Raw genomic sequence first — 13569 nt, 5'->3', positions numbered from 1 at the left:
GTGCCCGTCGTGCTCGACAGCCCCGCCGCCGTGCGGCGGGCCGCGATGGACCTGCTGGCGATGCGCGAGCACGGTCGCGTCGAGCTGACGCGCAAGCTGCGTCAGCGCGGCGCCCCGCCTGAACTGATCGAAAGTGCCCTCGACCGGCTTGCCGACGAGGGCCTTCTCGATGAATCCCGTTACCTCGAAAGCTTCATTGCCAGCCGTGCCCGCTCCGGTCACGGGCCTGCCCGTATCCGTGAAGACCTGGCCCAGCGTGGCTTGCCCCGTCCGGCCATCGAGGCGGCTTTGCGTGAAGCCGACATCGATTGGGGCGCGCACCTGCGTGAAACCTGGACGCGCAAGTTCGCGCGATTGCCTCTCGACGCCAAGGAGCGTGCCAAGCAAGGGCGCTACCTGGCCTACCGGGGGTATTCGATGGAGATGATCAGCCGCTTGCTGAGAGGCTCGTCGCTGGACGATTGAGGTGTTGTACGTACTGAAAAGCCCTGCCAGGCGTACCTGGCAGGGCTTTTTCATTGGACGTCAGCGCACCCAGTGTTCCGGCAGGTTGATGAAATCCACCAGCTCCCGCAGGCGCCCGTGGTCGCGGCCGTTGAAGCGGAACGCCAGGCGGATGAGGTGGCAGAACTCCGGCTCGTCCCGCTCAGGCTCGCAGTAGGGGCGCTGTTCGAAGCCGCCCTGCAGGCACAGGCCTTTGAATTCTTCGTGCAGGGTGTGAAGGGCCGACTCTGTCAGCGGGTGGTTCATGCGAATGACGAAGTCGCTCTTCAGCCAGCGGCTGGAGTGGAAGTTGCCGTAGAAGCGGGCGATCTCCATGGCCGCGTCTTCCGCGCTGTGCACCAGCCGAACCAGGCGCAGGTCGCTGGGCAGGATGTAGCGGTTCAGTTCCAGATGGCGGTGCAGGAAGTCCAGCGCATCCTTCCAGTAGCTGCCGCCGGGCTCGTCCAGCAGTACCACCGGCACCAGCGGGCTCTTGCCGGTCTGGATCAGGGTGAGCACTTCGAGGGCCTCGTCCAGCGTGCCGAAGCCGCCCGGGCACAGCACCAGGGCATCGGCTTCCTTGACGAAGAACAGCTTGCGGATGAAGAAGAAGTGGAACGACAGCAGGTGGTCGGTGCCCGCCACCGTGGCGTTCGCGCGTTGCTCGAAGGGCAGGGTGATGTTCAGGCCCAGGCTGTTTTCCTGCCCGGCACCTTCGTGGGCGGCGGCCATGATGCCGCCACCGGCACCGGTGATGACCATCATGTCGAGCCGGGAGATGGCCTCGCCCAACTGGCGGGCCAGGTCGTACAGCGGGTGCTCCACGGGCGTGCGTGCGGAACCGAACACGGTGACCTTGCGACGGCGCTTGAACTGCTCGAGGACGCTGAAGGCGTGCTCCATCTCGCGCAGGGTCTGCAGCATGATCTTGGCGTCCCAGCGGTTGCGATCCGCCTGGGCCATGCGCACCACGGTGGTCACCATCTCGCGGTAGAGGGACAGGTTGGGGCTTTCGTGCGGAACCACCAGCCCGACCAGTTCGTCGACCTTTTGCGCCAGGTCGATCCCGCTGGTCTGGAAGTGCCGGGAGAGGTAGTCATCCGGTTCGAAAGGCATAGCGTTCTCCTTGCTCAGCAACTGCAAGGCACGCCCGGGGTGGGCGCGCCAGAGCCCTGCCAACGGGGCATTCGACCCGGATGCAGGACGCTGGGACAGCTTGCGCGAGTGCCTCGGGCTTTTCCAGCCGCAAGACGCAGCCTCGACCCCAGCCCCCTGTAGGACACGGGGGCCGGCAGCCGCAGGCAGGAGGGGAAGGCGGTGTTACTTGGCCGTGGAGGCCTTCAGGCCGCAGTCGCTGGCAATGAAGCGTTCGTTGGTGACCGGGCGATTGCTCTTGTACTCGGTGAAGGCATAGCGCAGCGCCGCGCCACGGGCCAGCAACTGGCGGTAGCCGTTGTTGCGGCACACGCTGTTGGCCAGCTGGGCGCGCACCGAGTCGGGGTTGGCACGCATCTGGGCCGCGTGGGCGGGGCGGACGCTGAGGTGGTTGATCAGCTCCGTACCTTCCACCGTGTAGCCCTGGTCAAGGATGTCCTCGTTGATGGCGCGGGGCGTGCCGACGCTGCTCTCCTCAGCCACTTTCTCCAGCATCTTGGTCAGCTCGAAATCCTTGAGCGAGGCCGCCTGCACGGCGATGGGCGCGAGAAGGACGAGGGCGGCGAGGGTTAGGCGTTGCATACGAATCTCCGAGGGTGGGGCAGCCTTTGACTCTGGCTGCGGCCGAGTGTTCATGGCCCGGGAGCCTGGTGCGCGCATCCTGAACAAGCGCCGCCCGCAGATCAAGATCCGTCGGCGTTCCCAACGCAGGACCGTGCCGACGAGCGGTCCCCCGGTGCTGGCGGCCTGCCAGCCTGTGGTCATGCGTAACAACCCGCCCTACCTGAACGAACCCCGTCACAAGGGGCGCGGGCCAGATTGCCGCTTCGCTTGGCCCCTGCGTCGTGGCTGCGTTCTGTTACCGGCAGATGACCACGAGGCAGGGCCCACCTCGACTTAAGGATGGGGATCGACGGCAAAACACGAACTGTCCCAAAACCCGTGATGCCTTCCGGTGTCCAGTGAGGAATGACCCGGCCACCCCAGGCCTTGCGTGCGGGTCATTGAAAACAAAGGGCGGGGCCATGTTCCCCGCCGCTACAGTTCGGAGTCGAGAACAATGACAACAACTCGTCCTGCCGGCTGGCTGACCGCATTCTGCGGCGGCAGCCTCGTGCTTGCCTTCCACGTCCCGGCATTGGCCTCGGGCTACCACTTCGGGTCCCAGTCCGTGTCCGCCCAGGGCACCGCCCACGCCAATGGTGCCGAAGCAGCCGACCCCTCGGTGATCTTCTACAACCCCGCCGGCCTGGCGCGTCTGAAGGGTACCCAGATGACCACCGGCATGAGCATCCTCATCCCCCGTGGCGAATACGAGGACAAGGGCAGCACCGACGTTTTCGGCAACCCCACCGGCAGCGGTGACGGTGATGCCGGTTCCTACCTGCCGGATGCCGCTGCGGCGCCGAATTTCTACTTCTCCCGGCAGATCAACGACCAGGTCACCGTCGGCCTCGGCATCTTCGTGCCCTACGGCGCCAAGCTCGACTACGAGGAGGACTGGAGCGGCCGTTACGGTATCCAGTCGGCCAGCCTGGAGACGGTCAACTTCAACCCCAGCATCGCCTACCGTTTCAACGAGCATCACAGCATCGGCTTCGGCGTCTCGGCCCAGTACATCAAGTCGGTCCAGCGTGGGGCGGCGGATGTGAAGGGCGCGTCCCGCCAGTTGGCCGGGCAGTTCGTCGCGGCCAACCAGCAGGTCACCGAGCTGGCCGCCTCGCCCCTCGGCCAGGCCACGATCCCATTGCTCTACGGCGTCAGCGTGCCGGAGGAAATCACCCGTTGTAACGGCCAGAGCGGCGACGCCTTCGTCGACTGCGTGGCCTCCAACTTCGCCGACAACGTCCAGGGCGACGGTTACTTCCGCGCCAAGGGCGACGACTGGGGGTTCGGCTGGAACATCGGCTACCTCTGGGAGCCCACCGAGTCGACCCGCTTCGGCATCGCCTACCGCTCCCACATCAAGCACACCCTCAAGGGCGAGTCGAAGTGGAGCTTCGCCGATGTCCAGGGCGCCGTGCCCTCGCCAACCGCGGACCTCAGCGGCGGCATCGACCTGGGTGTGATCACCCTGCCGCCCAAGGACCAGCTCGAACTGGTGCTGGACCCGGCCAACTGGGTCAACCCGGGGGATTTCGCCGCCACCCGGCTGCACCCCAACTCCAAGGCCAGCACCTCCATCGACACCCCCGAGTCGCTCTCCATCAACGCCTTCCACCAGCTCAACGACAAGGTCGCACTGATGGCCGACGTCACCTGGACCCGCCACTCCCGGCTCGGCACCATCGGCGTCGGCCTGGACCAGGTGGCCGGCTACCCCTACTTCAACGGCGTCACCGAGGGCGATCTCAACGTCCGCCAGGACTGGAACGACACCTACAAGATCTCCCTGGGGATGAACTACCAGTACAGCGACGACCTGCTGCTGCGCACCGGCGTTGCCTACGACAAGAGCCCGGTTAGCGGCGCCAGCACGCGCCACCCCGGCTTCCCCGACGCGGATCGCTACTGGCTGTCGTTCGGCGCCAACTACCAGCTGTTCAAGGACACCTCGGTGGACCTGGCCTACAGCTTCGTGCAGTTCGACACCGGCAAGATGGACTACACCGACAACTGCTCCCCCGCAGGCTGGGTCCCCGGCAGCGGCGGCCTCTACGTCGACAGCGGCCAGCGTTGCACCGGCAACGGGGGCAACTACAAGGGCGAGTACAAGACCCAGATCCACTTCATCGGGCTGGCCCTCAACCACACCTTCTGAGTGGGGCGATGGGCAATGGGCAACGGCTCGTCCGTCCCGCTGCCCATCGATGACCGGGCGGGGGTACACTGCGCGCCGTTTCCGCACAGCCCTGGTTTCCCGCCTTCCATGACCCACGCCGTCTTCCGCTTGCGCGCCGAATGCCTGGCCCGCGCCACCCGCCCGTTCGTTGCCCGCGGCTCCCGCGCCCCCCGCTGTCCGCGTTGCCGGGTGATTCCCGCCTACTGCTTCTGCGACCAGCGTCCGCAGGTGCCGGCCAACGCCGGGATGTGCCTGTTCATGTACTACTCGGAGCCGCTCAAACCGAGCAACACCGGCTGGCTGATCGCCGACGTGGTGGCCGATACCGCCGCCTTCGAATGGTCGCGGATCGCCCTCGACCCGGCAGCCGAGGCCCTGCTGAATGATCCCCAGTGGCAGCCGTACGTGGTGTTCCCGGGGGAATACGCCGAGCCGGAGCGGGTGGTGGAGGAGGTGGCGGTCGAGCCAGGCAAGCGACCGCTGTTCATCCTGCTGGATGCGACCTGGACGGAGGCTCGCAAGATGTTCCGCAAGAGCCCGTACCTGGACCGTTTCCCGGTGCTGAGCCTGCGCCCGGAACAGATCTCCCGCTACCGCCTGCGCCGCTCCAAGCGTGACGAGCACCTGTGCACGGCCGAGGTGGCCGCGCTGTGTCTGGAGCTGGGCGGTGACTCACAGGCCGCCGGCGCGCTGGATGCGTACCTTGACCTGTTCACCGAGCGTTACCTGGGTGCCAAGCACGCCCTGCCGCTGGACCTGGAGAGCCCGGCGCACCAGGCGCTGCGTCCTTACCTCTGAGCCTCGTGGCGCTGCGGCCAGAGCTGCGCCACCAGCATGCCGACGAACATCAGTGCACAGCCCAAGTAGCCCCGCGCATGCAGGGACTCGCTGAGCATGAGGGCGCCGGCGATGGCGGCGAACACCGCCTCCAGGGACAGGATGATGGCCGCGTGGGAGGCAATCGCGTGCTTCTGCGCCACCACCTGCAGGGTGTAGCCGATGGCCACGGCGATCACCCCGCCATAGAGGATGGCCGGACCGGCCGAGACGATGGCGTCCAGGCGGATGTCTTCCAGCACCAGGGCCAGGGCCAGGCTGATCACCGCGCAGGTGATGAACTGCAGGATGGCCAGTCGCACCGGGTCGTGGCGGCTGGCAAAGAACCCCACCAGCAGCACGTGCACGCCCCAGACCACCGCACCCGCCAGTTGCAGCCAGTCGCCACGCGCCACCTGGAAGTTGTCGCCGACGCTGAGCAGGAACATGCCGCCCACCGCCAGCAGCGCGCCGATCCAGGTGCCCATGCCGGTGCGATGGCCCAGCAACAGCCCCAGCAGCGGCACGATGATCACGTACAGGCCGGTGATGAAGCCGGAGTTGGTCACGCTGGTGAACAGCAGGCCCACCTGCTGCAGGTTGATGCCCAGGGACAGGGCCAGCCCCATCAGCACGCCGCCCAGCAGCAGGCCCCGGTTCATCGGCTCATGGTGTTCGCCACGTGGCAGCAGGTAGAGCAGCGGCAGCAGCACCAGGGCACCGAGTGCGAAGCGCAGGCCGGTATAGAGGAAGGGGCCGATGGCATCCATGCCGAGCCGTTGTGCCACGAACGCAGCGCCCCAGATGGCGGCGGTGATCAGCATCAGGATGTCGGCGCGCAGGGCTTGGCTTCGCATGGGACTTCTCGGCAGTCAAAAGGCCAAGACTCTGACGCAAAGATGGCCGCTTGACCACCCCGCCGAGGGTCGGCATGCTGGGCGCCGCTCCACGGCCGCCCATTAGCCGCCAGGGCCCTCCAATCGCCGCCAGGGCGGTGGGGCCCGCCAGAAAAGGACCCCTCGATGGCCGCTTACGACATCCTCATCGCCGACGATCACCCGCTGTTTCGCAGCGCCCTGCACCAGGCCCTGACCCTGGGACTGGGCCAGGATGTGAGTCTGGTGGAAGTGGCCAGCATTGCCGAACTCGAGGAGCGCCTGGCGCAGAAGAGTGACTGGGACCTGGTCCTGCTGGACCTGAACATGCCCGGCGCCTACGGCTTCTCCGGCCTGGTGCTGTTGCGCGGCCAGTACCCGCAGATCCCGGTGGTGATGATCTCCGCCCAGGAGGAGGCATCGGTCGTGGTGCGGGCGCGGGAGTTCGGTGCCAGCGGCTTCATTCCCAAGTCCAGCCCGCTCGAGGTCATCCAGTCGGCCGTGCGTGCCGTGCTCGATGGCGATGCCTGGTGGCCGCCGCAAGCAGACGAGGCGGTGGTCGTGTCCGACGAGGCCCGTGCCGCCAGTGCCGGCCTGGCCAGCCTAACGCCCCAGCAGTTCCGCGTGCTGACCATGGTCTGCGAAGGCCTGCTGAACAAGCAGATCGCCTTCGAGCTGAATGTGTCCGAGGCCACGGTGAAGGCCCACGTCACCGCCATCTTCCGCAAGCTCGGCGTGCGGACCCGTACCCAGGCCGCCTTGCTGCTGCAACAGATGGAATCGATTCCGCCGGCCTGACGCCGGCCTTTTCACGCAAATTTGAGACGCGCCGCGCTAGGCTGCGCGCTCCTTTCAAACAGCCAGCCTTCCCATGTCGCCATTCAAAGGCCAGACCGGCCTCAAACGTATCCTCAACGCCGCCGGCTATTCCTTCGATGGCCTGCGTGCCGCCTTCACCGGTGAAGCCGCGTTCCGCCAGCTGGTGCTGCTCAACGTCGTGCTGATTCCGGTGGCGTTCTTCTTCGATGTCAGCCGCGGCGAGCGGGCGCTGATGATCGGCGTGTGCCTGCTGGCCCTGATCGTCGAGCTGCTCAACTCGGCGGTGGAGGCGGCCATCGACCGCATCTCCCTGGACCGCCACCCGCTGTCCAAGAACGCCAAGGACATGGGCAGCGCCGCCCAGTTCGTCGCCCTGACGCTGATCGGTTCGGTCTGGGCCACCATCCTGCTGGGCTGATCAGGGAATCTCGGGCAGCACGATCTCGTCGCTGCGCCGTACCCCCACCGTGAGTTCGCGGCACTGTTCGAGGAACTCGCGCATGGCCGCCGTCTGGTACTTCTGCCGGTGCCAGATGAAATAGAACTGTCGACGCAGGTCGATCCCCGGGGTTTCCAGCGGCACCAGGCTGCCCCGGCGGAAGGCATCGCGCAGCGCCAGGCGCGAGATGCAGCTGATGCCCAGCCCCGACTCCACCGCGCGCTTGATCGCTTCGGTGTGCTCCAGCTCCAGGCGGATGTTCAGCGGCACCGGATGATGACGCATGGCCTGGTCGAAGGTCAGGCGGGTGCCGGAGCCCTGCTCGCGGAGGATCCACGCCTCCCGGCACAGCTCGTCCAGGCTCACCGGCTGCTGCTGGGCCAGGCGATGGCCGGGGGCGCAGAACACCACCAGTTCGTCCTCCACCCAGGGCAGGACCTCGATGTCCGGGTGCTGGCAATCGCCTTCGATTAGACCCAGATCAAGTTCGTAGTGGGCGATCTGCTGGACGATATTCGCCGTGTTCTGCACGTGCAGGCTCACCTGGCACTCCGGGTGGCGCTGCATGAAGCTGCCGATCAGCAGGGTCGCCAGGTAGTTGCCCACCGTCAGGGTGGCGCCTACCGCCAGCGAACCGAAGCCGCTCTTGCCGTTGAGCAGGTCCTCGATCTCCCGGGCCTGATCCAGCAGGGCGACCGCCTGGGGCAGCAACTGGTGGCCCAGCGCATTGAGGCTGAGGCGCTTGCCGACACGGTCGAACAACTGGCAGCCAGACTGCCGCTCCAGCTCGGTCAGCGAGGTGCTGGCCGCCGATTGTGAAAGGGACAGCGATTCGGCTGCGCGAGAGACGCTGCCTTGCTGGGCGACGCTGACGAAAACCTGCAATTGACGGAGTGTGAAACGCATATCGATATAACCGATAACCTATATCTTGATAATCCAGTTAACAGATATTGTGGCGATCACTACAATGCCGCGCAATTGCGCCCAAGCGGCGCTGGCGACATTCCCTCTTCGGAGCTTCCGGAAACATGAGCAACTTCAACTCCGAGCGCGTCCTCAGCGTTCATCACTGGAACGACACGCTGTTCAGCTTCAAGTGCACCCGCGACCCGGGCCTGCGCTTCGAGAACGGCCAGTTCGTCATGATCGGCCTGCAGCAGCCCAACGGCCGTCCGCTCATGCGCGCCTATTCCATCGCCAGCCCGAACTGGGAGGAGCACCTGGAGTTCTTCAGCATCAAGGTGCCGGACGGCCCGCTGACCTCCCAGCTGCAGCACCTGAAGGAAGGCGACGAGATCATCATCAGCAAGAAGCCCACCGGCACCCTGGTCCTCGATGACCTGAACCCGGGCAAGCACCTCTACCTGCTGAGCACCGGCACCGGCCTCGCGCCCTTCATGAGCGTGATCCAGGACCCGGAGACCTACGAGCGCTTCGAGAAGGTCATCCTCGTGCACGGCGTGCGCTACGTGAACGAAGTGGCCTACCGCGAGTTCATCACCGAGCACCTGCCGCAGAACGAGTTCTTCGGCGAGGCGGTGAAAGAGAAGCTGATCTACTACCCCACCGTCACCCGCGAGCCCTTCGAGAACCAGGGCCGCCTGACCGACCTGATGCGCAGTGGCAAGCTGTTCCGCGACATCGGCCTGCCGCCGATCAACCCGCAGGACGACCGCGCCATGATCTGCGGCAGCCCGAGCATGCTCGACGAGACCAGCCAGGTGCTCGACAGCTTCGGCCTGAAGGTATCGCCGCGCATGCGTGAGCCGGGTGACTACCTGATCGAGCGCGCCTTCGTCGAGAAGTGATCCCGCGCCGCGTCTGACGAGAAGCCCGCCATCCGGCGGGCTTTTTCGTTTCAGCCCGGCAGGCTGAAGCGCTGGCCGGACAGGGCAGGGTGGTAGATCGGCTGGACCTTGTTCCCGGCCGGGTCCAGCAGGTGGAAGCTGTGGGTGCCGTCGCCATGGGCGAAGGGGCGGTCCAGCAGCGTGACGCCCTGGTCCTTCAGGTAGCGGTACCAGGCCTCCAGGTCTTCCAGGCTGTCCACCACGAAACCGAAATGGTCCACCGCCTGCGCGCCGTGGCTCGGCACCGTGGCGCGCCCCAGGGACAGGTTGTCGTTGCCGCAGGTGAGGTAGACCAGGTCCTCGTGGGCACGGTGCAGCACCTCCATGCCCAGGACATCGACGTAGAAGCGCTCGCACGCCTCGAGATCCGTAACCAGCAGGGCGATGTGGCGCATGCCGTTGAGCCGGGCAGGGCGGTTGGACATGTGGTGGCACTCCTTTTTGTATACAATTTTTCGAGAATATAAGACAAAAAGGACTCACCCATGTACTGCCTGCTGCTCAAGACCCAACTGAAACCCGGAAGCCTGGAGGCCTTCATGGAAGCGATGCGCATCAATGCCGCCGCCTCCGTGCGGGATGAACCGGGTTGCCTGGTGTTCGACGTGCTGCGTGACCGCAGTGATCCGGATCGGGTGTGGCTGTACGAGGTGTACACCGACGAAGCGGCGTTCGAGGCCCACATGCAGACGCCGCACTTCCTGGCGAGCCGGCCGCTGGTGGAGCCGCTGATTCTCCGGCAGGACTGCATCGAGGCCGACGCGCTGGCCCTCAACCCCTTTCGCTGAGTCGCCTCAGGCGTCCGCTCCGCGTGCGATCTCCAGCACGCGGATGCGGCCAGCCTCGGGGTAGTGCCAGCGCACGTCCACGTCCCACAGGCGCGCGCCGTAGCGGCGCTCCGGTTGGGGCTTCTGGTAGGCCGGGCGGGGGTCCTGGGCCAGGCACTGCTCTACCAGCGCCACCAGCGGCTCACCCAGGCGCTCGCCTTCTAGCCGCGCCTGGGCCAGGGCTTCGGGCGTCCACTCCACCGGAATCAGTTCCGGCGGGGCCGCAGCGATGCCGTTGCGTGCCTCCAGCTGGCAATCGGCGTAGGGCACGTAGGGCTTGATGTCGAGCACCGGCGTGCCGTCCAGCAGGTCGATGCCCGACAGCCAGAGCCGGCCGGCCTCCACCTTGTCCAGCTTCACCACCGACTGGCCGATGCCGTTGGGGCGGTGTGTGGCGCGGCTGGCGAAGACCCCCAGGGTCTGGTTGCCGCCCAGGCGGGGCGGGCGCACCTTCAGGCGCGGTGTGTCCTCCAGCGCCTGATGGAAGAGGAACAGCAGCCATACATGGCTCACCTGCTCCAGACCGGCCACCGCCTCGCCGCCATCGAAGGGTGGCAGCAGCTCCAGCACGCCACGGGCGGCCGGGGCGAGTTGGGGTTGGCGGGGAATGGCGAATTTTTCCTTGAAGCAGGACCGCAGGATGCCGACCGGGGAAACCAGATGCTGCATGGCGTGTGACTCAGCGGCTGCGGATCGGTGCGCCCTGGGGCACCCGGCACCCGGCGTCGCGGTAGGGGCCGCTGTGGCGCACCCAGCCCTCGCCGGGTTGCACCTGGGCGCAGGTGAAGCGGCCGTCCAGCGTGCTCTGCCAGACATAGAACGGCGCCGGCGCGGCAAGGGCCGGTAGGGCAGGGAGCAGGGCGAGGCACAGCAGCAGGGCACGCATGGTGGGGTTCCGGGAAGAATGCGCGGCTACCCTAGCAGGTTGTTGAAACACTGGCCACGCCGCCGCTGCAGCGCTGAAGGCGCCCTCAAGTGGCCCATTTACTCCACCTGGACCAGGCTTTTTTTCGTGCTTCGCCTTCCTGCCTGCGCCGGCCTTCGCCAGCTGCAAGCCGTGGGCGCGTGCAGGTGCGCAGCGCCCGGCTCGGGCCTCAGAGGTGGAAGCCGCCGTCGATGGGGATGATGGCCCCGGTCATGTAGGCCCCGGCGGTACCGGCCAGGGCGATGGCCAGGGCGCTCATCTCCTCTTCGCGGCCCCAGCGCTGCATGGGGATGAGGGCAACGTCCGCCGCCAGGGCATCGTCGTCCTGGGCGATGAAACGGGTCATCTTGCTCGGGAAGCGGCCGGGGGCGATGACGTTGACGTTGATGTGTTCCTTCACCAGCTCATGGGCCAGCATGCGCGACAGCTGGTGCAGGGCGGCCTTGCTGGGGCCGTAGGCGTAGGCCTGCTCGCCCATGGCGGTGATCCCCGCCACCGAGCCGATGTTGATGACCCGCGCCGGGCTGGCCGCAGTGCCGGCCTTGCGCAGCAGCGGCAGCAACTGCTGGATGCAGCTGAAGACGGCCGTCACGTTGAGCTGCATGACTTTCTCCCAGCCCTTGACCGGGTAGCTTTCCAGCGGCGCGCCCCAGGTGGTGCCGGCGTTGTTGACGAGGATGTCCAGCTGCCCGACCTGCCCGCCCAGGGTTTCGGCCAGGGCACGCGCGCCTTCTTCGCTGGAGAGGTCCGCCGCCAGCCCGACGCATTCGCCGAAGGCCGAGAGTTCGGTGGCGGCTTCCGCGCACGCCTCGGCGTTGCGGGCGCAGATGAATACGCGGGCGCCGGCTTCCAGCAGGCCCTGGGCGATCATCCGGCCGATGCCGCGGGTGCCGCCGGTGACCAGGGCCGTGCGGCCTTTCAGGCTGAAGTACTTCTCCATGGGGTGAGCCTCGTCAGTGGGTGAGGGCCTTACCCTAGCCGCTGGCGGGCGGCGGCAAAGCCATCATCGAGACGGGGAATGCACGGCCATTCCAGCCCCCATGGAAACGAAAACGCCGCGAGCCCTGGGGGCGTCGCGGCGTTCGTCAGCCGATCGCGGGGATCAGATGCATTCGGCCCACAGGTCGTACTCGTCGGCGTCCACCACCCGCACGCGGACCTTCTCGCCCGGCTTCAGGTTGGGGTTGTCGATGAACACGCTGCCGTCGATCTCCGGGGCATCGGCCCAGGAACGGGCCACGGCGCCTTCGTGGTCCACCTCGTCCACCAGCACGTCCATCTCCTGGCCGATCTTGCGCTGCAGGCGGGCAGCAGAGATGGCCTGCTGGTGCGCCATGAAGCGGTCCCAGCGGTCCTGCTTGATGTCGTCCGGCACCGGCTCCAGGCCCAGGTCGTTGGCCGGGGCGCCGTCCACCGGGGAGTACTGGAAGCAGCCGACGCGGTCCAGCTGGGCTTCGGTCAGCCAGTTCAGCAGGTACTGGAAGTCCTCTTCGGTCTCGCCGGGGAAGCCGACGATGAAGGTGGAGCGGATGGTCAGCTCGGGGCAGATTTCGCGCCACTTCTTGATGCGGGCCAGGGTCTTGTCCTCGAAGGCCGGGCGCTTCATGGCCTTGAGCACGTTCGGGCTGGCGTGCTGGAAGGGGATGTCCAGGTAGGGCAGCAGCTTGCCGGCGGCCATCAGCGGGATCACGTCATCCACGTTCGGGTACGGGTACACGTAGTGCAGGCGCACCCACACGCCCATGGCCGAGAGCGCCTCGCACAGCTCCAGCATGCGGGTCTTCACCGGCTGGCCGTTCCAGAAGTCCAGCTTGTACTTGAGGTCCACGCCGTAGGCGCTGGTGTCCTGGGAGATCACCAGCAGTTCCTTCACGCCGGCCTTCACCAGGCGCTCAGCCTCGGAGAGCACGTCGCCCACCGGGCGGCTGACCAGCTTGCCGCGCATGGAGGGGATGATGCAGAAGCTGCAGCTGTGGTTGCAGCCCTCGGAAATCTTCAGGTAGGCGTAGTGGCGCGGAGTCAGCTTGATGCCCTGGGGCGGAACCAGGTCGATAAGCGGGTTGTGCTCGGTCTTCGGCGGCACCACTTCGTGCACGGCGTTGACCACCTGCTCGTACTGCTGCGGGCCGGTCACGGCCAGCACGCTCGGGTGCACGTCACGGATGCTGTCCTCGGCCACGCCCATGCAGCCGGTGACGATCACCTTGCCGTTCTCCGAGAGCGCCTCACCGATGGCGTCCAGGGATTCGGCCTTGGCGCTGTCGATGAACCCGCAGGTGTTGACCACCACGACGTCGGCGTCCTGGTAGGTCGGAACGATCTCGTAACCCTCCATGCGCAGCTGGGTAAGGATGCGCTCGGAGTCGACGGTCGCCTTGGGGCAGCCGAGGGAGATGAATCCGACTTTGGGTGTTGCGGTGGACATGGGGGCTAACCTCGGAAGGGCACCTTGGGGGCGCCTCTGATCAAAAAGTGCGCAATTCTAGCGGCGGCCTACACACTTGAACAGCCTCTCCGAGGCAAGTCGTCGCAGGTGCATGCCCAGGCCCTGCCAGCGGGCGTCCCGGGGAATACGGCCTATAGTCAGCGGGAATGAAA

Annotated in this window: 16 protein-coding genes; 7 read left to right on the top strand and 9 right to left on the bottom strand. The window is 66.5% G+C overall.

The genetic code is table 11. The features are described from left to right. A complete protein-coding gene (gene recX / locus PotMrB4_RS21675; RefSeq protein WP_074971922.1) occupies positions 1–465 on the top strand; it encodes a recombination regulator RecX in 465 nt (154 codons plus the stop codon). Positions 466–525: 60 nt separating this feature from the next. Here the strand turns inward: recX and PotMrB4_RS21670 are convergent, their stop codons facing one another. Then, positions 526–1599 carry an LOG family protein gene (locus tag PotMrB4_RS21670; protein WP_044414282.1) on the bottom strand — a complete coding sequence of 358 codons (1074 nt, stop codon included), beginning with the start codon at positions 1597–1599 and terminating at the stop codon, positions 526–528. Positions 1600–1803: 204 nt separating this feature from the next. Continuing rightward, entirely contained in the window at positions 1804–2220 is a 417-nt protein-coding gene (locus tag PotMrB4_RS21665; RefSeq protein WP_044414279.1) for a quorum-sensing-regulated virulence factor family protein, read from the bottom strand. A 478-nt stretch (positions 2221–2698) separates the two neighbouring features. Between PotMrB4_RS21665 and PotMrB4_RS21660 the strand changes: the two genes are divergently transcribed. Both PotMrB4_RS21660 and PotMrB4_RS21655 read left to right on the top strand, forming a co-directional pair. Further along, positions 2699–4399, top strand: a complete 1701-nt coding sequence (locus PotMrB4_RS21660) for an OmpP1/FadL family transporter (protein WP_172434444.1) — start codon at positions 2699–2701, stop codon at positions 4397–4399. A 108-nt stretch (positions 4400–4507) separates the two neighbouring features. Beyond that, complete coding sequence (locus PotMrB4_RS21655; RefSeq protein WP_044414274.1) at positions 4508–5218, top strand: tRNA-uridine aminocarboxypropyltransferase; 711 nt, start codon at positions 4508–4510, stop codon at positions 5216–5218. Here PotMrB4_RS21655 and PotMrB4_RS21650 read toward each other — a convergent pair. Beyond that, entirely contained in the window at positions 5209–6093 is an 885-nt protein-coding gene (locus PotMrB4_RS21650) for a DMT family transporter (RefSeq protein ID WP_107328252.1), read from the bottom strand. The genes PotMrB4_RS21655 and PotMrB4_RS21650 overlap by 10 nt on opposite strands. A 165-nt stretch (positions 6094–6258) precedes the next feature. On the opposite strand from PotMrB4_RS21650, the gene erdR reads away from it, so the two are divergent. Together erdR and PotMrB4_RS21640 are read left to right on the top strand one after the other, a co-directional pair. Beyond that, positions 6259–6909, top strand: a complete 651-nt coding sequence (gene erdR, locus PotMrB4_RS21645) for a response regulator transcription factor ErdR (protein WP_044414269.1) — start codon at positions 6259–6261, stop codon at positions 6907–6909. 73 nt (positions 6910–6982) lie between these two features. Beyond that, a complete protein-coding gene (locus PotMrB4_RS21640) occupies positions 6983–7348 on the top strand; it encodes a diacylglycerol kinase (RefSeq protein ID WP_044414266.1) in 366 nt (121 codons plus the stop codon). Here PotMrB4_RS21640 and PotMrB4_RS21635 read toward each other — a convergent pair whose 3' ends face one another. Then, complete coding sequence (locus PotMrB4_RS21635; protein WP_044414263.1) at positions 7349–8275, bottom strand: LysR family transcriptional regulator; 927 nt, start codon at positions 8273–8275, stop codon at positions 7349–7351. 125 nt (positions 8276–8400) lie between these two features. On the opposite strand from PotMrB4_RS21635, the gene fpr reads away from it, so the two are divergent. After that, positions 8401–9180 carry a ferredoxin-NADP reductase gene (gene fpr / locus PotMrB4_RS21630; protein ID WP_044414260.1) on the top strand — a complete coding sequence of 260 codons (780 nt, stop codon included), beginning with the start codon at positions 8401–8403 and terminating at the stop codon, positions 9178–9180. A gap of 50 nt (positions 9181–9230) precedes the next feature. Here fpr and PotMrB4_RS21625 read toward each other — a convergent pair whose 3' ends face one another. Then, positions 9231–9644: a VOC family protein gene (locus PotMrB4_RS21625; RefSeq protein WP_172434443.1), complete on the bottom strand. Its 414-nt coding sequence runs from the start codon at positions 9642–9644 to the stop codon at positions 9231–9233. Positions 9645–9704: 60 nt separating this feature from the next. Here PotMrB4_RS21625 and PotMrB4_RS21620 point away from each other — a divergent pair, with 60 nt between their 5' ends. Then, complete coding sequence (locus PotMrB4_RS21620; protein WP_172434442.1) at positions 9705–10007, top strand: putative quinol monooxygenase; 303 nt, start codon at positions 9705–9707, stop codon at positions 10005–10007. A gap of 6 nt (positions 10008–10013) precedes the next feature. Here PotMrB4_RS21620 and tsaA read toward each other — a convergent pair whose 3' ends face one another. The 4 genes from tsaA to rimO all read right to left on the bottom strand — a co-directional run bounded on the left by tsaA (position 10014) and on the right by rimO (position 13396). Further along, the gene (tsaA, locus tag PotMrB4_RS21615) at positions 10014–10715 is read right to left on the bottom strand and encodes a tRNA (N6-threonylcarbamoyladenosine(37)-N6)-methyltransferase TrmO (protein WP_160480380.1); all 702 of its coding nucleotides are present in this window, start codon (positions 10713–10715) and stop codon (positions 10014–10016) included. A 10-nt stretch (positions 10716–10725) separates the two neighbouring features. Next, on the bottom strand, positions 10726–10932 hold the full coding sequence (locus tag PotMrB4_RS21610) for a hypothetical protein (protein WP_044414250.1): 207 nt from the start codon (positions 10930–10932) through the stop codon (positions 10726–10728). 208 nt (positions 10933–11140) lie between these two features. Further along, positions 11141–11911, bottom strand: a complete 771-nt coding sequence (locus PotMrB4_RS21605) for an SDR family oxidoreductase (protein ID WP_074971918.1) — start codon at positions 11909–11911, stop codon at positions 11141–11143. Between the two features lie 162 nt (positions 11912–12073). Next, complete coding sequence (gene rimO, locus PotMrB4_RS21600) at positions 12074–13396, bottom strand: 30S ribosomal protein S12 methylthiotransferase RimO (RefSeq protein WP_172434441.1); 1323 nt, start codon at positions 13394–13396, stop codon at positions 12074–12076. Positions 13397–13569 lie beyond the last annotated feature (173 nt).

The sequence above is a fragment of the Metapseudomonas otitidis genome (genome assembly GCF_011397855.1).
Classification (GTDB): domain Bacteria; phylum Pseudomonadota; class Gammaproteobacteria; order Pseudomonadales; family Pseudomonadaceae; genus Metapseudomonas; species Metapseudomonas otitidis.
The sequence above is the reverse complement of the archived record's forward strand: the minus strand, read 5'-3'. Positions and strand labels throughout refer to the sequence as shown.

Bases quoted from the DNA above. Each gene is read 5' to 3' on its own strand.
- PotMrB4_RS21670 (WP_044414282.1), bottom strand. From the start codon at position 1,599: ATGCCTTTCGAACCGGATGACTACCTCTCCCGGCACTTCCAGACCAGC.
- PotMrB4_RS21665 (WP_044414279.1), bottom strand. From the start codon at position 2,220: ATGCAACGCCTAACCCTCGCCGCCCTCGTCCTTCTCGCGCCCATCGCC.
- PotMrB4_RS21660 (WP_172434444.1), top strand. From the start codon at position 2,699: ATGACAACAACTCGTCCTGCCGGCTGGCTGACCGCATTCTGCGGCGGC.
- PotMrB4_RS21655 (WP_044414274.1), top strand. From the start codon at position 4,508: ATGACCCACGCCGTCTTCCGCTTGCGCGCCGAATGCCTGGCCCGCGCC.
- PotMrB4_RS21650 (WP_107328252.1), bottom strand. From the start codon at position 6,093: ATGCGAAGCCAAGCCCTGCGCGCCGACATCCTGATGCTGATCACCGCC.
- erdR (WP_044414269.1), top strand. From the start codon at position 6,259: ATGGCCGCTTACGACATCCTCATCGCCGACGATCACCCGCTGTTTCGC.
- PotMrB4_RS21640 (WP_044414266.1), top strand. From the start codon at position 6,983: ATGTCGCCATTCAAAGGCCAGACCGGCCTCAAACGTATCCTCAACGCC.
- PotMrB4_RS21635 (WP_044414263.1), bottom strand. From the start codon at position 8,275: ATGCGTTTCACACTCCGTCAATTGCAGGTTTTCGTCAGCGTCGCCCAG.
- fpr (WP_044414260.1), top strand. From the start codon at position 8,401: ATGAGCAACTTCAACTCCGAGCGCGTCCTCAGCGTTCATCACTGGAAC.
- PotMrB4_RS21625 (WP_172434443.1), bottom strand. From the start codon at position 9,644: ATGTCCAACCGCCCTGCCCGGCTCAACGGCATGCGCCACATCGCCCTG.
- PotMrB4_RS21620 (WP_172434442.1), top strand. From the start codon at position 9,705: ATGTACTGCCTGCTGCTCAAGACCCAACTGAAACCCGGAAGCCTGGAG.
- tsaA (WP_160480380.1), bottom strand. From the start codon at position 10,715: ATGCAGCATCTGGTTTCCCCGGTCGGCATCCTGCGGTCCTGCTTCAAG.
- PotMrB4_RS21610 (WP_044414250.1), bottom strand. From the start codon at position 10,932: ATGCGTGCCCTGCTGCTGTGCCTCGCCCTGCTCCCTGCCCTACCGGCC.
- PotMrB4_RS21605 (WP_074971918.1), bottom strand. From the start codon at position 11,911: ATGGAGAAGTACTTCAGCCTGAAAGGCCGCACGGCCCTGGTCACCGGC.
- rimO (WP_172434441.1), bottom strand. From the start codon at position 13,396: ATGTCCACCGCAACACCCAAAGTCGGATTCATCTCCCTCGGCTGCCCC.